We start from the raw sequence: 23,344 nt of genomic DNA, 5'->3' as shown, positions 1-23,344 counted from the left end.
TTGTTTTTATAAAATTAATTTAAGTAATATATAAAAACTTCTAAAGCAGAAAGAAAAATTTTATTTCGATAAAAAATCATTTGTAGAAAGGTTGGTATATTTTATGACAGATGCAAAATTTGAAAGTGTACTCGCCAATTTTTGTTCACCGGTCTTGATGAATGAGAAGATATCGAATTTGGTTTCGATACATAAAAAAGACATACCAAATATTCATTCTTTAATAAAGTACTATAATTACTTATTTAAGAAGTATGACTTGGTTATGACTTCGGTTTGTGAGTGTAGCAGGAGAGTTTTAGTATTTGTCTATAAAAAGTCTCTTCTTTCTGAACACTTAAGAGATAAGAATGTAGCTGAAATTCTAAATAAGTATGGATATAAAAATATAGATACTTTAGAAGGATATATAAATCTCTTGAGAAGTAGAATTGGGCACAATGATTTTCCACATGAGATAGGTATATTTTTGGGATATCCTATTCAGGATGTCAAAGGCTTTATAAACAATAGGGGTAAAAACTATAAATATTGCGGATATTGGAAAGTATATGAAAACATAAAACAAGCAAAAAAAATATTCAGGCAATATGATAGACTAAGAAATGTTGTTACAGATAAGCTTAAAAGTGGAGAAAGCATTGAAAATATATTAAACCAGTCACATAGCAACTACAATATTGCATAATAGGAGGATTTGAGTAGAATGAAGAAGGTAGGAGTATTTTATTGGAGTGGAACTGGAAACACTGAGAAGATGGCAGAAGGAATAGCTGCAGGTCTTAGTAAAGCTGGAGTAGAATTTGATGTTATCAATATAACTAGCGATTCTAAGAGTGTTTCAGATTATGAAATGTTAATGTTCGGTTGTCCATCAATGGGTATGGAAGTTCTTGAAGAAGCAGAATTCGAACCATTCTTTGAAGAAGCAGAAAAATCAATTTCTGGAAAGAAAGTTGCATTATTTGGTTCATATGGATGGGGAGATGGAGAATGGATGAGAAACTGGCAGGATAGAGTAAATGATGCCGGTGCTGACCTATTCAATGATGAAGGACTAATAGTTAATGAAACTCCAGATGATGATGCTATGACACAGTGTGAAGAATTCGGTAGCTCATTTGCACAGTATTAGGATTTGAATTACTTCCAAATGTATTAAAGTATAATAAACTTATTACTAGTTGAACAAAACATATAAATAAATTAAAATAACAATAAAACATCTTAAAATAATAAAACATCTTAAAAAACAGTAATATTAATTAAAAAACATCTTCAAAATACCTGCAATTGCATTTCCGGTAATTGCAGGTATTTTGCATTATAAAATTATTCAATTGTATCTTCAATTTCATCATTTACATACTCCAAAATATCACCAGGCTGACAGTTTAGAGCTTTACAGATATCATTTAAAGTTGAGAATCTTATTGCCTTTGCTTTTCCGGTTTTTAAAATTGACAAATTTGCATTAGTTATATTAATTATTTTGGCTAAATCTTTAGATGACATATTTTTTTTCAGCATAACCATATCTAAATTTATTTTAATAGACATATATCCCCCTAAATAGTAAAATCATTCTCTTCTTTTATTTTACACGCACGTTTGTAAACATCACTTAAAATAATTAGCATGAAATTTGATAACAGCAATAAAATGGTTTCTACAGAAAATCTTAAATTAAAAATTTCAATTGTTGTTGTTTTATTTATAATTGAAGCACCGATAATTGTATCATTTACAATAAGAGAAGCTGTAATAAATAAAAGAGCGTATGATATAAATTTTAATATATTGATGCTTTTCTTTTTTATAGGATTTTTTTTGCTATCATATCTTAATAATAAAGTGAAAAATAATACAATGGCAATAAGAATAGCAAAGAATGTATTTGAAAAATATTCAAGCAATGTTTTATTTAATATATCTTTACTGAAAATTATTTTTTGTAATAAAGAATAAATAAAGATTATAGAACTAGCTAACATTGTTAGAAAAAATAAAAAAATAAAAAGGCTAATTACTGATAGTAAGATTTCTCTAGATTTAATTTTTTTGTTCATATGATATAACCTCCAAAATATTATTTTTAAGTAAATTATAATACTGTATTTATTGAAAGTCAATATAAAATTATCGAAAAACAATAAACGGTGTTTATAAAAAAATTCTATAAAAAATAACGTATTGACTTATTCTTTTTTCTAAATTATACTATTACTATAAAATGATAAAATAATATTCGTGATATAACGAACTATTACTTGGGTATATGGTTATAATCTACATATAAATTATTGTAAATTATATAGAACAAAGTTTAGTTTTTTGCCGGATTAAGGAGGATAAAATGGGATTTAAATCAGATATTGAAATAGCACAGGAAGCAAGACCGCAAGATATAAGGGATATTGCCAAGAAAATCAATTTATCGGAAAATGACATTGAGCTTTATGGTAAATATAAAGCTAAAATTGACTACAATGTATTAAGTAGAACTGAAAGTAAAAGAGGAAAACTAATTCTTACAACTGCTATAAATCCAACTCCAGCCGGGGAAGGAAAAACTACAACATCTATAGGTGTGGCTGATGCACTATCTAAATTAGGTAAAAATGTAATAGCAGCATTGAGAGAACCATCTATGGGACCGGTTTTTGGTATAAAAGGCGGGGCTGCAGGCGGTGGTTATGCTCAAGTAATACCAATGGAAGATATAAATTTGCATTTTACCGGAGATATGCATGCGATCAGTGCGGCAAATAATTTGTTGGCAGCTATGTTAGACAATCATATTTATCAGGGAAATTCATTAAATATTAATCCTAAACGTGTCGTATGGAGAAGATGTGTTGATATGAATGATAGACAGCTTAGGAATATAGTTGATGGACTTGGCAAAAAGGTAGACGGTGTAACAAGAGAGGATGGATTTGATATTACTGTTGCATCAGAAATAATGGCTACTTTCTGTCTGTCAAATAATATAGCCGAATTAAAAGAAAATTTAGGGAATATAGTAGTTGGTTATACATATGATGGTAAACCCGTTACTGCAAGACAATTAAAAGCTAACGGTGCCATGGCTGCTGTACTGAAAGATGCCCTTAAGCCAAATCTGGTTCAGACGCTTGAAGGAACTCCGGCAATAATACATGGTGGACCATTTGCAAACATTGCACATGGATGTAATTCAATAATAGCTACAAAAATGGCTTTACATATGAGTGATTATGTTGTCACAGAAGCGGGATTCGGTGCAGATTTGGGAGCTGAGAAGTTTCTGGATATTAAGTGTAGAAAAGCGGAAATCAGACCTGATGCAGTGATAATTGTAGCAACTGTAAGAGCGCTAAAATATAATGGTGGTGCACCAAAGGATAAGTTAAATGAAGAAAATTTAGAGGCTTTAGAAAAAGGGCTTCCAAATTTACTAAAACATATTGAAAATATTACTCAGGTATATAAATTACCTGCTGTAGTTGCAATAAATAGATTTCCATTAGATACAGAATCAGAATTAAAATTAGTTGAAACTAAATGTAACGAATTAGGTGTGAATGTAGCTCTATCAGAGGTATGGGCAAATGGTGGAGAAGGCGGAATAGCTGTTGCAAATGAAGTTTTAAAACTTATTGAAAAAAATGAAAATAACTTCGAGTACTGTTATGATGAAAGTGAGAGTATCAGAGAAAAATTAAATTCGATAGCTACTAAAATTTATGGTGCAGATGGAGTAGATTTTACTGCAGAAGCTATAAAACAAATGGAAGAAATAGAAAAGCTTGGTTTTGGGAATTTACCTATATGTATTGCTAAAACTCAGTACTCCCTTTCAGATGATCAGACAAAATTAGGAAGACCTACAGGATTTAGAATAAATGTGAGAGAAATGACAGTATCGGCCGGCGCAGGTTTTATTGTTGTATTGACAGGTGCAATAATGAAGATGCCCGGATTACCGAAAATTCCTGCAGCTGAAAGAATAGATGTGGATGAAAAAGGTGTAATTTCAGGTTTATTTTAAAACTTTAATTACTAAAACGACTATGTTACAATATATTATAGCATAGTCGTTTTTTATAGGTTTAATTAGTTAATTTCAGAGAAAATTGAGGTGTATGTATGAATTTTTTTATAAGATTGGTAAAATTAATTATAGGTTTGTTTTTGTATGCTTTAGGCATAATGGTAACCATAAGAGCTAATATAGGTTATTCACCTTGGGATGTATTTCACGTGGGTGTTTCTAAGACTACCGGACTGTCATTGGGAACTATTTCAATACTTGTAGGATTTATAATAATTATTATAACGACGATTTTAGGAGAAAAATTTGGTTTAGGTACTGTTTTAAATATGTTATTGATTGGAATTTTTATTGATTTTATTATAAAATTAGATTTCATACCTATGGCTGATAATTTTTTAATAGGTGTTGTTATGTTGCTTTTAGGAATAGTAATCATAGCATTTGCAACATATTTTTATATATCACCCGGATTTGGAGCCGGACCAAGAGATGGACTTATGGTTGCACTTTCCAGAAAATCAAAATATTCAATAGGGATATGCAGGGGAATAATCGAATTTATAGCCGCAGTTGGAGGATATTTCTTAGGAGGTATGCTTGGATTAGGTACACTAATTTCCGTGGTTATGGTTGGAATAATAATACAATATACATTCAAGATAATTAATTTCGATCCTAAAGCAGTGAGACATGAAAATATAAAAGAGACTTTTGAAAATATAATGAGGAAGTAATAAATAAATGGTTGATTTAAGATAAAAAATTAGTATTTTAAAACATTAAAGATGTTTAAATTCCTGTAAAAATTAAAATAGAGAGTATTATAAGAATATGATTGCATTGATAATACTCTCTTAAATTTGCTAAGATTTATTTTCTATAAAGTTCATTTCTTTTTCTACCCAATTTGAGTCTTTTAGCAATGCACGGCCGATACCTATTAAATCGGCATCTCCATTTTTAAGAAATTTTTCTGCTTGAACAGCTGTCTTGATGCCACCTGTTAATATCACCGGTATATTTACGTTCTTCTTTATATTATTAGTTAAGTCTGAAAAATATCCGGGTTTAGTGTCAATAATTCTGTAACTACATAGTCCACCGGAAATATCCAATATTTCAACGCCAAGTTTTTCGAAATGCTTCGATGCTTTTATTGCATCTTCAATACTCAGACCATCCTTTGAATAATCTCCTGCACCAATTCTTATGAGAACGGGATAATTGTCTCCAAGTTCTTTTTTTATTCCATAGATAATTTCAGAGTGGATTTTTATCCTAGAATATATATCTCCTCCATATTCGTCAGTTCTTTTATTTGTAATAGGAGAAAGAAACTGATTTAGCAGGTATCCATGTGCGGAATGGATTTCAACCCCGTCAAAACCGGCTTTTTTAGCTCTAACAGCAGCATTTATGAAGTATTTTATTATTATTTTTATTTCATCATTGTTTAATTCTCTTGGAGTTTCGGCATCGGTTTTAGAGGGATTAATAATAGAGGAACAACTTATAGGTTGTTCTCCAATAACAGAAGATAGTGCGGAACTTCCCGAATGTGCCAGCTGAGCAATAGCCAACGACTCGTTTTTATGAATCGTATCGACTAATTTTTTTAAGCCGTCTATACAAGTATCATTTTGTATTGACATTTGAAGTGGGTTAGCTTTTCCCCGTGGTTCTACAAAACAGTGTTCAACTATTACTAGAGAAATTTTTTTACTTTTTGTTTTTTCGTCATAGTACTTAATTATTTCATCAGTAACCAGACCATCCGGTGTGGATTTTGAAGTAGCCATGGGTGGCATAACAAGTCTATTTTTCAAAGATAGATTTTTAGTTTTTAGCTTAGATTTTAATATGTACATAATGATACCTCCAAAATCATTTTATAGTATGTATTTTACATTAAGTTATTAATAAATGTCCACACCTATGGTATAATTTTTATTAGTTACATTTAGTTATATAATGGTTTTAGATAAATTTTATAAAAATACAGGGGGTATATATGAGATGGGTTTCAGATAAATTCGATGTCAAGAGTTCAATATTGGCATCTATTGTGATAACGGGATATTGTTTTATAGTAAAGGCAATATTCGATATAGGAATATTTATTTATAATAAAAATTTCGGGAATTGGATCAGCAACTTAACTAATGGAGATATAATAACCTTGATTTCCGTTATTGTGGGAATATTAATTATAGCCAGGAAAGCATATAATTCTCCGGATACGGGGGATGAAGAAATTGATGCTACAAAATATAGATTTTATAGAGTAGTATTAGTATTGGTGGCACTGGTTGCAACCATTGCTTATAATAAGGAACCTTTTAAGCTTGTTATAACAACAATGCCGACTTTATATTATATTATTATAGGATTAATTGTGATTATTGCCTATAAGATAATAAAGAAAATAATATATAAATAGCATTATGATGGACGCAGTAAATAGCAAAATTGAAAATGCTGATGACCATCGAAAAAGGAAAATGGAGGATAGATGAAAGAAATACTTTTAATTGCGACAGGGGGGACTATAGCTTCAAAACCTACAAGTGTGGGATTGGTTCCCAGTATTACAAGTGAAGAAATAATAGAATTTGTTCCTAAAATAGCCCAATTATGCAAAGTTTCTACAATACAATTAATGAATATAGATAGTAGTAATATGGATCATAATGGTTGGATAAAAATTGCTAATTGTATAAAGGAAAATTATAATAAGTATGATGGTTTTGTGATAACTCATGGAACTGATACTTTGGCATATTCGTCATCAGCATTGTCATATCTTATTCAAAATTCTAAGAAACCAATAGTAATGACGGGTTCTCAAAAATCTATATACTTACAGGATACAGATGCCAGAAAAAATTTGTATGATAGTTTTATTTTTGCCTGCGATGATAATGCTAGTGGAGTACATATAGTTTTTGATTCGAAGGTAATTGTGGGTACCAGAGCCAGAAAAACCAGAACCCATAGCTATAATGCTTTTGATAGTATCGATTATCCGGTTGTAGCTGTTATATTGAATGAAAAGGTGATTTATTATATAGAAGAAAAGGTTGAAGGAGATCCTATTTTTTATGACGAATTAAATTCGAAAGTCAGTATTATAAAATTAGTTCCAGGAATTAATTATGAAATATTTGAGTTTGTGGGTGAAATTTCTGATGTTCTGATAATAGAAGGTTTTGGTGTTGGAGGATTGCCATGTTATAATGATGAAAATAAGTTGGCAAAGTCAGTTGAAAAACTTAAAGAAAATGGAAAAATAATAGTATTTTCTACTTCGGTTCCACATGAAGGTAGTAATATAGAGGTATATCAGGTCGGAAATGAGATAAAAAATAGTTTGAAGTTACTGGAAAATTATAATATGACTATGGAATCTACGGTGTGTAAATTGATGTGGATTACTTCCATAACAAAAGATATTGATAAGGTAGAGGAAATGTTTTACAATCCAATTTCTTATGACATATTATTCTAACAGAAAAGAAGGTGGTACAATGAGTGAGAGTATTTATGAAATAATAAAAAAAGAATTTCAGTGCAGCGGTGTATTGCCTTATGAATTTCAGGATTTGGAAGTTGCGGGCGCAGAAGATGTAAATGAACTTATATGGGGAAAAGATGAATTATCAAATTACCAAAAAGAAAGAATATCTTTGGATTTAATAAATAAAATAAAATTTTTAATTGAAGAGTGTACAGAAGATATTATAATTGAAACCGAATTAGTAATATTTCTAAAAGAAAATCCAATATACAAATATATCGATGCTTTAAACAGAATATTGTCGATACATATAGAAGAGGGATATTTTGATAAGGAAAAAATATATAATTTCGGGTTAAAATTGGCCACTAAAAGTATAAATATAGAAAATACTAAATTAGGTATTATTATACTGGGAAATTTTGAAAATGATTTTAGTAACAGAATAATAGCAACTTTAGGATATCATAGTGAATTTACATTATACGCTGTGGAAGTATTTAGAAAATATGATAATAGAAATAAACGTACTTATGATTTAGTTAAAAATACTGATGGATATGGGAAACTTATTTCAATCATGAATTTTTATCCTATACATGATGAACAAAAAAGATGGATTTTTGAAAATTTTGGAGTACATTCATCAGGGGTGAAAAATGATATAGCTATAATTATCATGGAAAATACTCTTATGTGTGATTACATTCTCAACATTAGCATAGATGAAGAAAATTTTAATATATTTTCATTACTACTTGCACATAGTTCGAGGTACAGATTTTTTAGTGATATAGATAGATTCCTGGAAATAATCAAAAAATATTTATTTAAAGCATATAGATACGCAAAAACGTATACTGATTTGCTTGCAATTGCACTGATAAGGAATAACATTAGTTATTCAATTAATATGTCAGAAAATAAAGTTTGTTCCACAGTATGGAATGAAGAAACAAAAAAAGAAGTGCTTTCAATTTGTGAGGAATTACTTGAAAAATTTGATTTTCAAAAAATAATTTTTTCTGAGATAATTGAAGAAAACAGACTGGATTATTTTGAAGATGTTGTTTTGTTGGTAAATTTGGTTGTTGAGCTGTTTAAATATAACGGATTTTTAATTAGTTCACAAATATTTGAGATTATATTTGACTCCAGACCTTTTATTTACGATTTAGTTGAATTTCTAAAAATGGATGTGGATGAGCAATATATAAGGGAAATAAGCACTCATGTGATCGACAGAATGCCGGATGATGTATTTGAAGGTGAAAATATTTCCGGAAGTCTTGGGTTTGAAATATTGCCGGATATATGGTTGGTAAATATATTAGAATCATATCGCGAAAATGAAATATTTGATGAAGAACTGCTATTAATGTCTCTTAAAGCGAGATTTAACGATGTCAGAATAGAAGCGATTAAGTCACTGGGATTTTTCAAAAATAAATGGTCTGAAAAGGTTGAAGGATATTTGTTAGAAGCATTGAAGGAAGAAAGAGATGATAAGATAGTCGACGATATAAAAAATATACTCGGAATTTGAAAATCAATTTTTCTGTTTAAAAAATAATAGTGTTCTTTTTAGTTTTGGCAAAAAATCGAAATAATTTATGATACTTCTAAAGTTCCCTTTAATCTAAATATGTTATATAAGGAGGATTTTAACATGAAAAAAAATATTTGTTTTTAATTATTGCAATTGTTGTCTTAATTGTTTGTAGTTTAAAAATAGTGAATAATTCTAAAGAGAGTACGCCGAAGAAAAATTCGTCAAATGTATCTACTAAAACTGTTAATGACAAAAATAGTAATCTGACTTTTGACACATCTGAATTTGAAAAATTAAGTAAAGACGATTTAATCCGGAAAAGAGATAAATTGATTGATGAAAATTTATCAATAGATAAGAGTGTTTCGGAAGAGGAAAATAAAAGAACCAAAAAAGAATTGCTATTAAATGATTCATGGACTTTAGTTGGATATGTTGAATATAAATATCCAAATTTAGATGATAGAGAAAAACTTATGAAACAAATTAATCTTATACAATTTGCTAATTTTTTAGGTCATCGTATGGATCCATCCGGTCAGTATTTTATGATTTTAGATGAAAACAGTCAGTATGATGATTTTTTGAAATTTAAAAAACGTGAAGATTTAAGGGATATTTCATCAACTAGTACAGTTAAAGAAAAAATGAAATATTTAGCAAAAAATATCGATGAACTTTCTTCTTTTGTTGATATTCCTAAAGAAAACATTATAGAGAATTTTACTAATTACTACCAAGATGAGAATTCCTCGCTAAGCGAAAAAGAAAAAAATGAAATCAAAGGATTGATAGAGAATTTTAAAAAGTAATATATTAATTTGCAAGGGGCTTTTGATTAAGCCCCGATAATAAAAATAGGATACTAAAAATATAATCATCTAAGGTAAAAAATAGCTAATTGCGTTCTGTCTCTTAGATTTAATTTGACAAGCATTGAAGATATGTAATTTCTTACTGTACCCTCACTTAAGTACAGTTTGTTTGCAATTTCTTTATTATTTAGTCCGTCAGCTACCAATTTTAATATATCTATTTCTCTTTCGCTTAATTCTGACAAAATTTCCCTGTTATAATCTTTGTTGTTGTTCCTGTTTATGTTTCCTATATTTGATATGACTTTTGTACCAAACACTGTTTGACCTGCATATACCGCCCTGATAGAGGGGCAAATACTTTCAAAATCATCTTTTAATAAATATCCCGAGCTACCTAAATTTATCGCCTCACTTATATAATTTTCATCTAAAAAAGTGGTTAGAAAGATAACTTTCGAATCCGGATATTTTGATTTTATATGTTTAAATGCATCAATTCCATTTTTTTCTCCAATTCTTATATCAAATAGTGCTATATCGGGACTGTATAAGTCATACATATTTATTGCATCGTCAAAGTTGTGTCCTATGCCTACTACTTCAAAATCAGATTGTGATTCTATTATAGTTTTTAGTGCAAAGCATATCATTTTATCATCATCAATTACCAGTATTTTCATATCAATTCTCCTTGCAAATAGTGATAAATATTCTGAAGCCATTTTCAGTGAATATTTCGACGGAACCATTTATTTCATTAATTCTTTTTCTTATGGAATTTAAGCCCATTCCGAAATTTTTTATTTTAGAGTTACTTCCATTATCTTTAATGTTTATATAAATATTGTCGCTCATTTCAACCATACTTATATCTACAATAGTTGCATTGGAATGTTTAGATACATTTGTCAATGCTTCTTTTACAATATATATAATAGAATACTTGTATTTTAAATTTATATTTTTACTTAAGGAATAAGTAAAATTAACTTTGTAAAAAGTAAACTCCTTTATAATTTTATTTATTTCTTCCTCCAGATTTATCGATTCATTTTGGAAGTTGTGTAGACTTTTTCTGACTTCATTCATTCCTTCAGATAATGTATTTTTAAGCATATTGAGTTGTCTAATTTTATTTTCGTCTTTTTCATTTACAAGCATTGCACCTATCTGGAGTATTCCTCTGGAAGTTAAATGCCCTAAACTATCATGTATATCTCTTGAAATTCTATTTCTTTCATTTAAAATAGCTATTTCAATTTTATGGTTTTCATTTTGTATTTGCTCAATATATTTTTTATGAAGTTCTAATTTCTCATCTTTTGAAGAAGAGTAATACTTATAATATTTGTTGCTGATATTTTCTAATTGCAGGGCATTTACCGAGTAAATCATTGAAATTATGTTTATCGATATAAGCATAACAAAAAGTAAATAATTATCCATAATAAATAATAGTGCAATAGAAGATAGTGCACATATTATGATATTAGTTTGATTGAAAACACCATCTTTAATATTGCAATAAATAATGGCGGGCGAATAATAGATAGAGCAATGTAAAAAAAGATTTTCGTCTGTTATTTTAAGTTTGTATAATAAAATTAGCAATATATATGTAGTATATATGATAATTTCATTTTTTTTAAAATTAATTATAGAATCTATAGTGCAAAGTATAGTACCTATGCATATGGGCATTATTACATATATATTTTTACATTGATATATAACTATTGTTGTAGATATTATCCATAGTAAAATCGGATTCAAAAATTTTTTATAATCAATACTATATCCGTACATACTTATCCTCCATTATTATTTAGATAAATTAATAATATCATATAATTAGATATAATTACATATTCTATATATAAGCAATAAATTTAATGACAAATGTAATATTATTAGATGATTTAAGACACTCACAAATTTATTGAAAAAGATATATAATCAATTATAAATAAACATATAAAAAAGTCGTGGGAATTAGATTTATGGAAGTTAGCCGGGGAGATAGCTAATTATGAATATGACAAAAAAATGAAAGAGAGGTGGAAAGTATGATAGTTGAAGTTTCTAATATTTTAAAAAGATTTGACGATTTAGTAGCACTTGATAATTTGTCAATAAAAGTTCAAGAGGGTGAAATATATGGATTGCTGGGACCAAATGGATCCGGTAAAACGACTTTAATCAATTGTATATTATCATTACTTAAATATGAGCAGGGTGAAGTTCTTTTGTTTGGAGAGGAGATGTCTCCTAAGAGATATGATTTAAAAGGTAATATAGGGTATGTTCCACAGGAGATAGCGGTTTTTGAAGAATTAAATGTCTATGATAATATAGATTTTTTCTGTGGTTTGTATATAAGTGATAAGAAAAAGAGAAAAAAATATGTTGAAGAGGCAATAGAATTTGTAGGTTTAAATGATTTTAAGAAGTTTTATCCAAAAAAATTAAGTGGAGGCCTTAAAAGAAGATTGAATCTTGCTTGTGGTATATCTCATAAGCCAAAGCTTTTAATACTGGATGAGCCTACAGTTGCCGTAGATCCACAGAGCCGAAATTCAATTTTGGAAGGAATAAAGCGACTTAATAAAGAGGGAGCTACAATTATTTATACAACTCATTATATGGAGGAAGTAGAGCAAATTTGCACAAAGATAACTATAATAGATAAGGGTAAGAACTTAATTACGGGAAATAAATATGAATTAAAAAAAGCGGTAGGTTTGGTAGATACACTAATTCTTAAAGATATTGAGTGTTCTGATGAAGATATAGAAAATATAAGTAATGAATTGCATGAGAGTGTTGTGAAGAGGATAGGTAATGAGCTCCATATATCAATAAAAGACAGTATGTTAGTATCCAAGGTGCTTTCTTATATCGAGCATAATAATATTTACTTTGGGGGAATGACAGTAAAAAGTCCTACCTTGAATGATGTATTTTTGGAAATAACGGGAAAGGAACTTAGGGATTACTAGAATAGGGGGTAAAATATGTTCAAATTTATATTTAAATATAATTTAAAAATGGCTTTTGGAAATAGAACTGCGATATTTTGGTTGATAATATTTCCATTTGCTTTATCCACTATATTCAGCATAGTTTTTTCTAAAATTGATACTACAAATAATTTTGAAAAAATGCCAATAATGGTACAAAGTGATATGTATAGAAGTATTTTGGAAACGATAGAAACTGATAATAAGAAACTATTTGAAATAAAAGAATATAAAAATCCGGATAAAGCATTGGAAAATAAGGAGATAATAGGATATGTAAAGCAGAAATCCAATGGTTTCAAAATGGAATCAGAGGTAGTTATTGATAAGCCAAGTCTGAACACTGCAATTTTATATAATACTGTGAATAATATCAATAAATTGGGGCTGACTATTTCTGAGATAGCAAAAGACACCAAAAATTATTCGGCAATTCCAAAAATAATAAAAGATATTTCCAATCAAAATTCAGTGGAAATAAAGAAAGCTTTTACTATGAAAAATAAAAAAAGCAGTACTATATTTTTCTATGCCTTACTTTCTATGATCTGCTTGGGAGCTACAGCTTACGGGATAATTATAATAGAAAGCATGAATGTTCATTCTACGGAATTAAGTACTAGAAGGTTGATATGTGCACCAATAAGCAGATTAAATTATTTAATACCGCAGTTTTTTGCATATACGTTAATTACTTCAATTTCATCTATGGTTTTATATTCTTATATGAGATATATATTGAAAGTGGATTTTGGTGGTAATCAATTTCAGATTATATTTGGGTTAATTATAGGAAATGTAATGTCAATAATTATAGGCATGTTGATATCAGTATTAATTAATCAATCTCTGGAAATTAAACAAAGCATTAATGCTGTATTTTATGTATTCAGCTGTTCCTTAGCGGGAATGATGGATTCAAGGGTGATGGGTTTTTTTACGAATAAGATGCCGGCTATAAATTATATTAATCCCGGAACCGTATTATCGAGAATGTTTACATCCATATATATAAGTGAAAACAATGTACTGTATTTTAAAAGTATTATAAATATATTGGTGATTATTATCGTAACACTGGTATTGACCCTATTGTTGGTTAGGAGGAGATTAAATGACAGTATTTAAAGCGTATCTCAATATTATGAAAAAAAATTCTATTGGTATAATGATATATTTTTTTATATTTGTACTTATATCTGTACTATCAATGGTATCTTCTCAGAAACTTCCTTCTGATAATGTTGATTCAAACATTTCTGTTGCAGTAATAAATAATGATAGGGATAATGAGTTTAGTGACAAGATAAAAAAATATTTAGATAAAAATTATTCAATGAAATATGTAAAAGATGATAATGAAACAATAAAAGAGTCTTTGATATCCGGATATGTTCAATATGTATTAAAAATAAATGATGATTCGAGCTTAGAATATTATGTTCATAAAGATGACGAGAGTGTGTATTTAATAAATAGTAAAATAATTGAGTACATACAAATTAATAAATTGCTTAGTAAGTACAATGTTAAAAATATTGAACAAAAAAGTGATAATATAATCTCAAATGATATAAAATTAAGTTTTCATATAAATAAAGATGTAAAAAAAGCCAGAATAATTAATTCAATGTACCGATATTATAATTATCAGTTATTTGTTGTATTGGCAATTATTATGATAGGTACCTATTTTATAGAAAGTAGATTTTATGCAGGAGTTGTAAAAAATCGAATCAGTATATCAAAAATGAATAGTAGAAAATTCAATTTAGCCGTGATAAAAAGTTCTTTGTCATATATACTGTTTGTATGGTTGGTTTTTTCAGCTTTGAGTGTTTGCATCTTTGGAGCTGGCTATATAAATTCAAAAGTTGGATATCAATTCCTATTATCTAGTTTTATATATCTTATACCTGCGTCCGGATTATCATTTTTTATAGCATCCATATCAAAAAATGCAAATATGAATATGGCTATAACCAATTTACTTACATTGACTTTATCCTTTATTTCAGGGGTATTTGTACCAAAAGAATTTCTACCTGAATATCTGGAAAAAATAGCATTATTTTCACCAATGTTTTGGAACGGCAGACTATATAGCTCTATAGTAGAGGGAGTTTTTTGGAATTATAGCACTATAAGGTATATTTTAGTTCAACTATTAATAGGAATTACTTTTATTATGTTGACATTGGTTATTCATAAAAATAGGGCAAAAAATGAAGTATAAAGAGATGGATGAAAAGTCAAGTAGATTGGAAAGTAAAACAAGCTGATAAAATTTTATAAAAATCCAATTATGTTTAATCATATAAAGGGATAAATATATAAAGAAATAAAAAGCATTATAGACGTTCTTTGACTTCTCATTGATGACCTATAATGCTTTTTTATATATTTTTTTCTTTAAAATATTTTTGTTGATATAATATCCACGGCTTTAATCAAATATTTTTCTTCAAGCTCCGTAAATCTCGAAAATTCAGAGCTATCCATGTCTAAAACACCCAAACATTTTTCATTTTTAATAATCGGTATGACAAGTTCGGAATTAGATGCTGCATCACATGCTATATGTCCTTCAAATTTATGTACATCATCCACTCTTACTGTTGATTTTGTACTAAAAGCCTTTCCACAAACGCCGTTGGAGTAATTTATTTTAGTGCAGGCAGGCATCCCCTGAAAAGGACCTAATTCAAGTTCTTTACCATTATCTAGATAAAATCCGCACCAGTTCATTCTTCCGACTACGGCATTAATAAGTGCGGATGCATTTGATAATTTACTTATTTTTGAATCATCATTATCAAGTAAACCCGTTAAAGCTGAGAGCATAGTTATATATTTTTCTTCGGTACTCATTCCATCAAATACTTTTATATCAAACATTTTTTCCTCCTGAAGACTTTTCTATAAATTAGGTTTTACTGTAAAAAATTGTTAAAGTAAGATTCGTACTATATTAATTACTATATTAATAACTTCAATTATATCATAAAAATAGTTATAAAGTTATATAAAAAATGAGTTGGAATATTTTGTGTTTTACTTTATACTGTAGTTAAGCAATTAGTGATACTTAATATAATGATATTGCTTTTAGAAAGCAGTATAATATATAGTTATATTTTAAGTTGGAGGTTCGAATATGGAAAGTAATAGAGTAGCTGTAATTAGTGCGGTATTAGATGATCCGGTGAAATGCCAGGTGGAGTTCAATAAAGTGGTTTCTCAATCAAAAGATATAGTAAGAGGAAGAATGGGAATTCCATTTCTTGAAGAAGGAATTTCGGTAGTGTGTCTGACTGTAATGGGTACTATGGATGAAATAAACAGCCTTACCGGTAAGTTAGGTTCTATAGATAGTGTAAATGTCAAAACGGCTATATCAAAGAAAGAAGTATTATGATTAAAACTTGTGAAGAAGAAGCAAAAAATAAAAGGATAGTTAAATTAATAAATAAACTATATATAGAAAATGACTTAAGAGATGATGAACTTTTGTGGCTTATTGATAATATAGATGATGAAAGTAAAAGATACCTGTTTGCATTATCTGAGGATACAAGGAGAATATATTATGGGAAAAGTGTATACTTACGAGGTCTGATAGAATTTACAAATTATTGTAGGAGAGAATGTAAGTATTGTGGGATAAATGTATTCAATAAGAGTGTCAAAAGGTATAGACTTTCTAAAAAAGAAATATTGGACACATGTATTAAAGGAAATGAACTGGGATTTAAAACTTTTGTGTTACAAGGCGGTGAAGATCCATATTTTACTGATAAAATAATTTGTGATATAGTTACATCAATAAAAAAAATGATTCCTGATTGTGCGGTAACTCTTTCCGTGGGAGAAAGAAGTTATGATAGTTATAAAACTTTGAAGATAGCAGGTGTTGATAGATTTTTACTTAGACATGAAACGGCAAATGAAGAATTGTATAGATGGTTGCATCCTTATTCATATTTGCATTCGAGAGTTGAATGTTTGAAAAATTTGAAATCACTGGGATATCAAACAGGAGCAGGATTTATGGTAGGATTGCCTTGGTATAAGAGTGAGGATTATGTAAAGGATTTGAGATTTTTAAAGAATCTTCAACCTGAAATGGTAGGGATAGGTCCTTATATAACACACGAAGATACATCTATGAAAAATTATAAAAGTGGGGATTTAGAGACCACGTTATTGATGCTTGCTTTGATAAGACTATTGCTTCCGAAAGTACTACTTCCAGCTACGACAGCATTAGGCAGTATTTCACCTGATGGTAGAAGAAGAGGAATAGAGTTGGGGGCTAATGTAATAATGCCAAATCTTACACCCGTGGTAAATAGAGGTAACTATTCGATTTACAATAATAAAAAAATCTCAGGAAGTGAGTCAGCAGAAGCATTACAGATGATAAAAGACGATATAAATAGTTATGGATATTATTGTGATATGGGACGTGGAGACAGTAAAATGATATATTAAGCTATTGTATAGCTTTTATATAAATCTAACAAAAAAGAAAGACTAATTATTCTGATTTGAAAGGTGGAGAAAAATGAGTAGAAAAAGATTTGATGAAAACATGAAAATAGACAGGGAGTATGTTCTCCGTCTATTGGAGGAGGCAAAAGGAACTACTGAAGAGGATATCGATAGGATTTTGGAAAAAGCGAAAAATAAAAAGGGACTTGAGCATTCCGAAATAGCAGCATTATTGGAGATAGAAAACAAAGAACAGTTGAAAAAACTTTTTGAGGTATCCGGTCAGATAAAAAAGGATGTTTACGGAAATAGAGTAGTACTTTTCGCCCCATTATACATTAGTGATTATTGTGTAAATAATTGTGTATATTGTGGATATAAATGTAAGAATAAGTTTGTGAGACGAAAACTTACAATGGATGAAATAAGAAAAGAGGTAGAAATTCTTGAACAAATGGGACATAAGAGGCTTGCCTTAGAAGCAGGGGAAGATCCTCTAAATTGTCCTATTGAATATGTTCTCGAGGCTATTGATACAATATATGATACTTATAATAAAAATGGTGTAATTAGAAGGATTAATGTTAATATAGCCGCTACTACTGTGGAAAATTATAAAAAACTTCAAGAAGCACAGATAGGAACTTACATATTATTCCAGGAAACATATGATGAAGAAATTTATAAAAAAATGCATCCTAACTGTATTAAAGGAAATTATGATTATCATACCACTGCTTTTGACAGGGCAATGGAGGGTGGAATAGATGATGTAGGAGCCGGAGTGTTATTTGGATTAGCTGATCCGAAATTTGAGGTGTTATCTTTAATGCTACATAATCAGCACCTTGAAAAAAAGTTTGGTGTAGGATTCCATACTATTTCTGTTCCTAGACTTAGACCGGCAGAAGGTGTCACATTGGAAAGTTTTCCAAATCTGGTAGATGATGATATGTTTAAAAAAATAGTAGCTATAATACGTATTGCCGTACCATATACGGGAATGATTCTTTCCACAAGAGAAGATGCTGATATGAGAAAGGAACTATTAGAATATGGTATTTCTCAAGTAAGTGCGGGATCATGTACGGGAGTTGGCGGATATCAGGAATCTTTGAAAGGAGAAAATATAGCACAATTTAAAATGGCGGATGAAAGAACTCCACTTCAAGTGATTAATGATTTGATAGATGATAATTATATTCCTAGTTATTGTACGGCTTGTTATAGAACCGGCAGAACTGGTGAAAAATTTATGAATATTGCTAAATCTGAAAAAATACATTATATGTGCAAGCCAAATGCATTGACAACTTTGATGGAATATGCAGTAGACTATGGAGATGAAGAGTTCTTGAAAAAGGCTGAAAAATTTGTAAGAGAGCAGGCATCTACAATAGATAGAGAAGATATAGTCAATTTTACATTGGGGAATATAGATAAACTTAAAAAGGGTGAAAGAGATTTATATATATAATGAATAGATGATTGGAGGTTTTTATGCAAAATACACCAACTGCCAATAGAAAAACCGTTGTGCTAGTAGGGAATAGAAATGCAGGGAAGTCCACTTTATTCAATTTAATTTTAGGTCAAGATAGGTCGATTGTTTCTGATTTTGCAGGGACAACGACCGATCCTGTTTTTAAGGCAATGGAGTTGATAGGTTATGGTCCGATTAATTTAGTCGATACTGCGGGACTGGATGATGAAGGCGATCTCGGAAAAATGAGAGTAGAGAAAAGCCAAGAGGAAATCATGAATTCCGATGTCATAATACATGTGATTTCTATTGAAGATTTACTTGTGAATAAAGTTGGAAGTAGTATAAATGATATTTTAAATGAGAATTCGGGAAAATTGTCATGTGAAAATATAGAAGAATATATAATAAATAGATTAAAAATATATAGGGATCAGTATGACGCTTTGAATAAAAAGCATATTTTTATAATCAGCAAATTGGATTTACTGGACGAAAGTGTTAAAGATATATTAAAGCCTATAGAAGATAAATTTAATGATATAGCACTATTCTCTTCTGAAATAATAAACAGCGAAATATCAAAAGTATTAGAGAATTATAAAACAAAATTGGTTTCAAAATTGATTTCAGTTTTAGAGAGTACTGAAGAAGAAAAAGGCTTGTTGCATAATATAGCTGAGAAAGGAAATACTATTTTATTAGTTGTTCCGGTGGATTCAGAGGCACCAAAGGGAAGATTGATATTACCGCAAGTACAGGTTATTAGAGAATGTTTGGATCTCGGTATAAAAGTAATTGTCGTTAGAGATACGGAACTTGAAGAAATATTAGAAGAAAATAAAAATATTGATTTAGTTATAACAGATTCCCAGATATTTGAAAAAGTGGATTCAATAATTTCTGAAGATATGAAACTTACCAGTTTTTCCATTCTCTTTGCCAGACAAAAAGGGGATATAGAAGAATTTATAGAAGGTGCGAAATATATTTATAATCTCAAGGACGGAGATACTGTATTAATAGCAGAATCTTGCACCCATACAGTATCACACGAGGATATAGGTACTGTAAAAATTCCGAATTTAATTAAAAAGAAAACAGGAAAGGATATTAAATTCTCTTTTTCTCATGGGAAAAATATTCCCGGAGATTTATCAAAATATGCAATGATAATACATTGCGGTGGATGTATGGTTACTAGAACTTCAATTATGAATAAGGTTAATCAAGCTAAATTAAATAATGTTCCTATTACAAATTACGGTATAGTATTAGCATACTTAAAGGGCGTTATTAAAGATAAAAATAAGGGAAACCTCATTATTAAATAGCAACCTATATAAAAGTAAAAATTAGCAGACAAGCGATATATGTGGTATAATAGTCGATGAAATTATTATAATTATTATACGGAGGTTTATATGAGTTTATTGTTTGCTTTAGGATTAGGTACGGGTATATGTTGTGCTATTTGGGGATGGATTTCTTCAATACCGGCTTTAGGATTAATAACATGGGTAGGATTTTCTGGATGTACTGCATATTTTGCTTCTGGAAAACATGGATTAGAAGGAGTAAAAACAGCTATTTTTTCTACTTTTTCGGGAATGATATCAGCAATATTTGCCATGTTTATTTCAGGATTTTTACCTACATCAGCTTTTTTACCTGTGTTGATGACAGGAATTATATCTGCAACTATGTGTTGGCAGTCTAAGGCAAAAGTTCTTTGGTTTATACCGGGTGCTTTTATGGGGTGCTTTACAACTTTTGCAGCTGCATCAGTAGGAGTAAATGTGTTAAGTGCAGAGGTAATACATGTAGCGATTTCATTTATTTGTGGTGCGATATTGGCTATTAGTTGTGATACACTAGGGCAAATAATATTTAGGAAGTTTGGAAAACAAGAAATTGAGCAATAAGCTCATAAGTGCAATTTAATATATTATAATGTGCGTTAATAAGGATTTGCTTTTGGACAGGTCTATTATTAACGCTTTTTGTATGTTTAGTATATTATGTTTAGTATATATTGTTTATTGGTTTCAGAATGGGTATAATATTATATAATAATAAAACTATAATAAGTTATTTATAATAGACGGAGGAAAAAAATGATAATGAATGAAACTATAAAAACTCAATTAGAACACAGATCTATAAGAAAGTTCAAGCAAGAATCACTTAGTAAGGATATAATAGAAACTATTATAAATGTAGCAAATCAGACATCATCGAGTGTTGCGATGCAGACATTTAGTATCATAAGAATAACTGATAAAGAAAAGAAAAAAGCAATTGCAGACATTTGTATGCAACCATATGTTGTCGATGTACCGGAATTATGGATATTTGTTGCAGATGTATTCAGAAATGCAAGTATATTGGCAGAACTAGATTCTTATCCGGAAAATAGAAATGATATGGATAAATTTTTTCAAGCATTTTCAGATTCAGTTTTGGCAGCACAAAATGTAATGATAGCGGTGGAAAGCTTGGGATTAGGTGGTGTCTTTTTTGGAAGTATATTAAATGATCCTGAAGAAATGATAAAAATATTAAATTTGCCGGAATATACTTTCCCTGTTCTTGGAATTGGATTTGGTTATCCGGATGAAAAACCGGACAAAAAGCCTAGAATGAGTTCTGAGTTAAAAGTTTTTGAAAATCAATACAAAATTCAAGAAAGCTACATTAAAGCATTAAAAGATTATGATAAAATTTTGGAGGAATACTATAAAAACAGAGAAACAAATTTCAGGTATGATTCTTTTACAAACCATGTATACACAAAATTTCCTTTAACAAGAGAAAATCGAACTAAAATAATGAATTTTATAAGAAAGCAGGGGTTTGAACTGAATTTAGAATATATTCCTGAAAGTGAAATCAGAACTATGTTTAAAAAAGCACCGAAAGTAGTTGAGGAACATGTTTTTGAGGAAAGTAAAATGGGATTTAAAGCGGAGTCAGGTGTTAGAGAACTTTTTGATAAATACCCATTTGTCAAAGATTATTTACTTGTCATTAATCCCAGATTCAATAAACTTAGAACATTAGCAGGTACGGTCGAGTTATCCCAAATGAATATGCAGCAATTGGCAGATATGGGTGATATGCCGGTAGACTCTTTAATCTATATGATTGAATCTAGAATTGATGAAGAATAGCCTTTTAAGATGTTGAGAAATAAGTAAGAAAAGAGTATTATAGTAAGTGGGATGATACTTTATATATTAAAAAATATCATTGGATATTGATTTTAAAATTTTGAAAGGAGGTATTTTATGAGATGGAAAGATAGAAATATTAATGAACATAGGATGATTGATAGTAAAGATTTAAGTCAGGACACACAAGAGATAAAATTCAATAAAGAGACTAGAAGACTATTGGATGATCCTGAGTTAGCAAATGATTTTTTGGAAAAACAGTCTGAAACATCTAAAGAAAATAACTCCGATAGTGAATATAATGACGAATTTGAATCATATATAAAACAAAATGAGAATCATAAAAAGAAAAGAAAGAATATATTTATTATAGTTTCAACATTCGTTATAGTAAGTATTTCTATATTTAGTTTTGTTTTGGTAAGGCATCTATCAAGGATTTCATCTTTAGAAAGAGAGGCCGAACAATACATTGAAGATAGAAATTATAAAGCGGCAGCAGATACATATAGAAAATTATTTGAGCAGACCGGAGAACAAAAATATAGTCAAAGTTATAAATATATGTCCAGAAATTTTGAAAATATTGAGCTCTTAAAAGAAGCAAAAAATAATATAGAAATTCAAGATTATGAGGGGGCAATTGAAGTTTTACTTACTATAAGTTCCACAGATGATAAAACCATTAAAGAAATGAATTCTATGTTAGATATTGCATCTAAAGAATGGATTGAAGAAATATCAACAAAGCAAGATATTGGAGAACATGAATTTGCTTTGTCCGAAATAAATAAAATGGTAAACGTATTACCGGAATATAAGCCCGCCATCAAATTAAAAGAAAGAATATCGTTGAATAAGAGTGCTGATGAAAAAGAAAAACTTTCGCCTTCTGAGGAGGAAAATTTGAAAAAAATCGCATCCAGGAAGAGTAAAAATCTCTATGATAAATCGAAATCAATAGTAGGAACAGAACAGTTTATTACTTCTATCAAGGCAAATGTAAGGAAAGAACCGTCTAGGGAATCTGAAATCATGGATAATTTGGAAAAGGGCGATAGCGTTTATATAGAAGAGACTCATATAGAAAGTGATTCAAGAATCTGGTGTAAAATAACATATTCTTCAAGTAAAAATAAGTATACTGCCGGTTGGATATCGTATAATACCTTAAATGGAACAATAAGATAAGATTTTTATGTTGAAAATATAAGAAAAATGTAACATTTTGATTAAATAATTTAT

General features: G+C 29.3%; 24 protein-coding genes. 18 read left to right on the top strand and 6 right to left on the bottom strand.

Translation table 11 applies throughout. The features are described 5' to 3' along the window. The first annotated feature begins 103 nt into the window (after positions 1 to 103). Together HLB29_RS06030 and HLB29_RS06025 are read left to right on the top strand one after the other, a co-directional pair. On the top strand, positions 104 to 688 hold the full coding sequence (locus HLB29_RS06030) for a DUF3793 family protein (protein ID WP_185624259.1): 585 nt from the start codon (positions 104 to 106) through the stop codon (positions 686 to 688). A gap of 18 nt (positions 689 to 706) precedes the next feature. After that, a complete protein-coding gene (locus tag HLB29_RS06025) occupies positions 707 to 1,135 on the top strand; it encodes a flavodoxin (RefSeq protein ID WP_185624258.1) in 429 nt (142 codons plus the stop codon). Positions 1,136 to 1,332: 197 nt separating this feature from the next. Here the strand turns inward: HLB29_RS06025 and HLB29_RS06020 are convergent, their stop codons facing one another. Together HLB29_RS06020 and HLB29_RS06015 are read right to left on the bottom strand one after the other, a co-directional pair. Beyond that, the gene (locus HLB29_RS06020; RefSeq protein WP_185624257.1) at positions 1,333 to 1,560 is read right to left on the bottom strand and encodes a helix-turn-helix domain-containing protein; all 228 of its coding nucleotides are present in this window, start codon (positions 1,558 to 1,560) and stop codon (positions 1,333 to 1,335) included. An 8-nt stretch (positions 1,561 to 1,568) separates the two neighbouring features. After that, entirely contained in the window at positions 1,569 to 2,069 is a 501-nt protein-coding gene (locus HLB29_RS06015) for a DUF2975 domain-containing protein (protein ID WP_185624256.1), read from the bottom strand. Positions 2,070 to 2,356: 287 nt separating this feature from the next. On the opposite strand from HLB29_RS06015, the gene HLB29_RS06010 reads away from it, so the two are divergent. Both HLB29_RS06010 and HLB29_RS06005 read left to right on the top strand, forming a co-directional pair. Then, positions 2,357 to 4,033, top strand: coding sequence for a formate--tetrahydrofolate ligase (locus tag HLB29_RS06010; RefSeq protein ID WP_185624255.1), 1,677 nt, complete (start codon positions 2,357 to 2,359; stop codon positions 4,031 to 4,033). A gap of 98 nt (positions 4,034 to 4,131) precedes the next feature. After that, entirely contained in the window at positions 4,132 to 4,773 is a 642-nt protein-coding gene (locus HLB29_RS06005) for a YczE/YyaS/YitT family protein (protein ID WP_185624254.1), read from the top strand. A gap of 129 nt (positions 4,774 to 4,902) precedes the next feature. Here the strand turns inward: HLB29_RS06005 and HLB29_RS06000 are convergent, their stop codons facing one another. Continuing rightward, positions 4,903 to 5,907 carry an NADH:flavin oxidoreductase gene (locus HLB29_RS06000; RefSeq protein WP_185624253.1) on the bottom strand — a complete coding sequence of 335 codons (1,005 nt, stop codon included), beginning with the start codon at positions 5,905 to 5,907 and terminating at the stop codon, positions 4,903 to 4,905. A 143-nt stretch (positions 5,908 to 6,050) separates the two neighbouring features. Between HLB29_RS06000 and HLB29_RS05995 the strand changes: the two genes are divergently transcribed. The 4 genes from HLB29_RS05995 to HLB29_RS05980 all read left to right on the top strand — a co-directional run bounded on the left by HLB29_RS05995 (position 6,051) and on the right by HLB29_RS05980 (position 9,920). Then, positions 6,051 to 6,479, top strand: a complete 429-nt coding sequence (locus HLB29_RS05995; RefSeq protein ID WP_185624252.1) for a hypothetical protein — start codon at positions 6,051 to 6,053, stop codon at positions 6,477 to 6,479. Positions 6,480 to 6,551: 72 nt separating this feature from the next. Continuing rightward, positions 6,552 to 7,547, top strand: coding sequence for an asparaginase (locus HLB29_RS05990; RefSeq protein ID WP_185624251.1), 996 nt, complete (start codon positions 6,552 to 6,554; stop codon positions 7,545 to 7,547). Between the two features lie 19 nt (positions 7,548 to 7,566). After that, complete coding sequence (locus tag HLB29_RS05985) at positions 7,567 to 9,102, top strand: hypothetical protein (RefSeq protein WP_185624250.1); 1,536 nt, start codon at positions 7,567 to 7,569, stop codon at positions 9,100 to 9,102. Positions 9,103 to 9,290: 188 nt separating this feature from the next. Continuing rightward, positions 9,291 to 9,920, top strand: a complete 630-nt coding sequence (locus tag HLB29_RS05980; protein WP_185624249.1) for a hypothetical protein — start codon at positions 9,291 to 9,293, stop codon at positions 9,918 to 9,920. Positions 9,921 to 9,985: 65 nt separating this feature from the next. On the opposite strand, the gene HLB29_RS05975 is transcribed toward HLB29_RS05980, so the two are convergent. Beyond that, on the bottom strand, positions 9,986 to 10,606 hold the full coding sequence (locus tag HLB29_RS05975; protein WP_185624248.1) for a response regulator transcription factor: 621 nt from the start codon (positions 10,604 to 10,606) through the stop codon (positions 9,986 to 9,988). 1 nt (position 10,607) lies between these two features. Beyond that, positions 10,608 to 11,732, bottom strand: a complete 1,125-nt coding sequence (locus tag HLB29_RS05970) for a sensor histidine kinase (RefSeq protein WP_185624247.1) — start codon at positions 11,730 to 11,732, stop codon at positions 10,608 to 10,610. Positions 11,733 to 11,992: 260 nt separating this feature from the next. Here HLB29_RS05970 and HLB29_RS05965 point away from each other — a divergent pair, with 260 nt between their 5' ends. From HLB29_RS05965 to HLB29_RS05955, 3 genes are read left to right on the top strand one after another with little or no spacing between them, the layout of a single operon-like run. Beyond that, positions 11,993 to 12,925 (top strand): ABC transporter ATP-binding protein, encoded by a 933-nt coding sequence (locus HLB29_RS05965; RefSeq protein ID WP_185624246.1) that lies wholly within the window; start codon positions 11,993 to 11,995, stop codon positions 12,923 to 12,925. Positions 12,926 to 12,940: 15 nt separating this feature from the next. Next, entirely contained in the window at positions 12,941 to 14,074 is a 1,134-nt protein-coding gene (locus HLB29_RS05960) for an ABC transporter permease (protein WP_185624245.1), read from the top strand. Continuing rightward, complete coding sequence (locus HLB29_RS05955) at positions 14,061 to 15,182, top strand: ABC transporter permease (RefSeq protein WP_185624244.1); 1,122 nt, start codon at positions 14,061 to 14,063, stop codon at positions 15,180 to 15,182. The genes HLB29_RS05960 and HLB29_RS05955 overlap by 14 nt, the downstream gene beginning before the upstream one ends. A gap of 176 nt (positions 15,183 to 15,358) precedes the next feature. On the opposite strand, the gene HLB29_RS05950 is transcribed toward HLB29_RS05955, so the two are convergent. Beyond that, positions 15,359 to 15,844, bottom strand: coding sequence for a GAF domain-containing protein (locus HLB29_RS05950; protein ID WP_185624243.1), 486 nt, complete (start codon positions 15,842 to 15,844; stop codon positions 15,359 to 15,361). A gap of 259 nt (positions 15,845 to 16,103) precedes the next feature. On the opposite strand from HLB29_RS05950, the gene HLB29_RS05945 reads away from it, so the two are divergent. From HLB29_RS05945 to HLB29_RS05915, 7 genes are all read left to right on the top strand, one after another. Next, positions 16,104 to 16,364 (top strand): TM1266 family iron-only hydrogenase system putative regulator, encoded by a 261-nt coding sequence (locus HLB29_RS05945; protein ID WP_185624242.1) that lies wholly within the window; start codon positions 16,104 to 16,106, stop codon positions 16,362 to 16,364. Continuing rightward, a complete protein-coding gene (hydE, locus tag HLB29_RS05940) occupies positions 16,361 to 17,440 on the top strand; it encodes a [FeFe] hydrogenase H-cluster radical SAM maturase HydE (protein WP_207719533.1) in 1,080 nt (359 codons plus the stop codon). The genes HLB29_RS05945 and hydE overlap by 4 nt, the downstream gene beginning before the upstream one ends. A gap of 73 nt (positions 17,441 to 17,513) precedes the next feature. Next, positions 17,514 to 18,917 carry a [FeFe] hydrogenase H-cluster radical SAM maturase HydG gene (gene hydG, locus HLB29_RS05935; RefSeq protein WP_185624241.1) on the top strand — a complete coding sequence of 468 codons (1,404 nt, stop codon included), beginning with the start codon at positions 17,514 to 17,516 and terminating at the stop codon, positions 18,915 to 18,917. A gap of 23 nt (positions 18,918 to 18,940) precedes the next feature. After that, complete coding sequence (locus HLB29_RS05930) at positions 18,941 to 20,257, top strand: GTPase (protein ID WP_185624240.1); 1,317 nt, start codon at positions 18,941 to 18,943, stop codon at positions 20,255 to 20,257. A 90-nt stretch (positions 20,258 to 20,347) separates the two neighbouring features. Next, complete coding sequence (locus HLB29_RS05925; RefSeq protein WP_185624239.1) at positions 20,348 to 20,848, top strand: DUF1097 domain-containing protein; 501 nt, start codon at positions 20,348 to 20,350, stop codon at positions 20,846 to 20,848. A gap of 192 nt (positions 20,849 to 21,040) precedes the next feature. Beyond that, positions 21,041 to 22,096: an NADPH-dependent oxidoreductase gene (locus tag HLB29_RS05920; protein WP_243155097.1), complete on the top strand. Its 1,056-nt coding sequence runs from the start codon at positions 21,041 to 21,043 to the stop codon at positions 22,094 to 22,096. A gap of 117 nt (positions 22,097 to 22,213) precedes the next feature. Continuing rightward, positions 22,214 to 23,290 (top strand): SH3 domain-containing protein, encoded by a 1,077-nt coding sequence (locus HLB29_RS05915; RefSeq protein ID WP_185624238.1) that lies wholly within the window; start codon positions 22,214 to 22,216, stop codon positions 23,288 to 23,290. Positions 23,291 to 23,344 lie beyond the last annotated feature (54 nt).

Source organism: Peptostreptococcus canis (assembly GCF_014229965.1).
Classification (GTDB): Bacteria; Bacillota; Clostridia; order Peptostreptococcales; family Peptostreptococcaceae; genus Peptostreptococcus; species Peptostreptococcus canis.
Note: the sequence above shows the minus strand (reverse complement) of the source record. Positions and strands in the feature narration are given on the sequence as shown.

Coding starts and splice junctions, on each gene's coding strand:
- HLB29_RS05950 (WP_185624243.1), bottom strand. CDS start 15,844: ATGTTTGATATAAAAGTATTTGATGGAATGAGTACCGAAGAAAAATAT.
- HLB29_RS05930 (WP_185624240.1), top strand. CDS start 18,941: ATGCAAAATACACCAACTGCCAATAGAAAAACCGTTGTGCTAGTAGGG.
- HLB29_RS05985 (WP_185624250.1), top strand. CDS start 7,567: ATGAGTGAGAGTATTTATGAAATAATAAAAAAAGAATTTCAGTGCAGC.
- HLB29_RS06010 (WP_185624255.1), top strand. CDS start 2,357: ATGGGATTTAAATCAGATATTGAAATAGCACAGGAAGCAAGACCGCAA.
- HLB29_RS05920 (WP_243155097.1), top strand. CDS start 21,041: ATGATAATGAATGAAACTATAAAAACTCAATTAGAACACAGATCTATA.
- HLB29_RS06025 (WP_185624258.1), top strand. CDS start 707: ATGAAGAAGGTAGGAGTATTTTATTGGAGTGGAACTGGAAACACTGAG.
- HLB29_RS05990 (WP_185624251.1), top strand. CDS start 6,552: ATGAAAGAAATACTTTTAATTGCGACAGGGGGGACTATAGCTTCAAAA.
- HLB29_RS05925 (WP_185624239.1), top strand. CDS start 20,348: ATGAGTTTATTGTTTGCTTTAGGATTAGGTACGGGTATATGTTGTGCT.
- HLB29_RS05970 (WP_185624247.1), bottom strand. CDS start 11,732: ATGTACGGATATAGTATTGATTATAAAAAATTTTTGAATCCGATTTTA.
- HLB29_RS06000 (WP_185624253.1), bottom strand. CDS start 5,907: ATGTACATATTAAAATCTAAGCTAAAAACTAAAAATCTATCTTTGAAA.
- HLB29_RS06030 (WP_185624259.1), top strand. CDS start 104: ATGACAGATGCAAAATTTGAAAGTGTACTCGCCAATTTTTGTTCACCG.
- HLB29_RS05955 (WP_185624244.1), top strand. CDS start 14,061: ATGACAGTATTTAAAGCGTATCTCAATATTATGAAAAAAAATTCTATT.
- hydE (WP_207719533.1), top strand. CDS start 16,361: ATGATTAAAACTTGTGAAGAAGAAGCAAAAAATAAAAGGATAGTTAAA.
- HLB29_RS06005 (WP_185624254.1), top strand. CDS start 4,132: ATGAATTTTTTTATAAGATTGGTAAAATTAATTATAGGTTTGTTTTTG.
- HLB29_RS06015 (WP_185624256.1), bottom strand. CDS start 2,069: ATGAACAAAAAAATTAAATCTAGAGAAATCTTACTATCAGTAATTAGC.
- hydG (WP_185624241.1), top strand. CDS start 17,514: ATGAGTAGAAAAAGATTTGATGAAAACATGAAAATAGACAGGGAGTAT.
- HLB29_RS05915 (WP_185624238.1), top strand. CDS start 22,214: ATGAGATGGAAAGATAGAAATATTAATGAACATAGGATGATTGATAGT.
- HLB29_RS05960 (WP_185624245.1), top strand. CDS start 12,941: ATGTTCAAATTTATATTTAAATATAATTTAAAAATGGCTTTTGGAAAT.
- HLB29_RS05995 (WP_185624252.1), top strand. CDS start 6,051: ATGAGATGGGTTTCAGATAAATTCGATGTCAAGAGTTCAATATTGGCA.
- HLB29_RS06020 (WP_185624257.1), bottom strand. CDS start 1,560: ATGTCTATTAAAATAAATTTAGATATGGTTATGCTGAAAAAAAATATG.
- HLB29_RS05975 (WP_185624248.1), bottom strand. CDS start 10,606: ATGAAAATACTGGTAATTGATGATGATAAAATGATATGCTTTGCACTA.
- HLB29_RS05965 (WP_185624246.1), top strand. CDS start 11,993: ATGATAGTTGAAGTTTCTAATATTTTAAAAAGATTTGACGATTTAGTA.
- HLB29_RS05945 (WP_185624242.1), top strand. CDS start 16,104: ATGGAAAGTAATAGAGTAGCTGTAATTAGTGCGGTATTAGATGATCCG.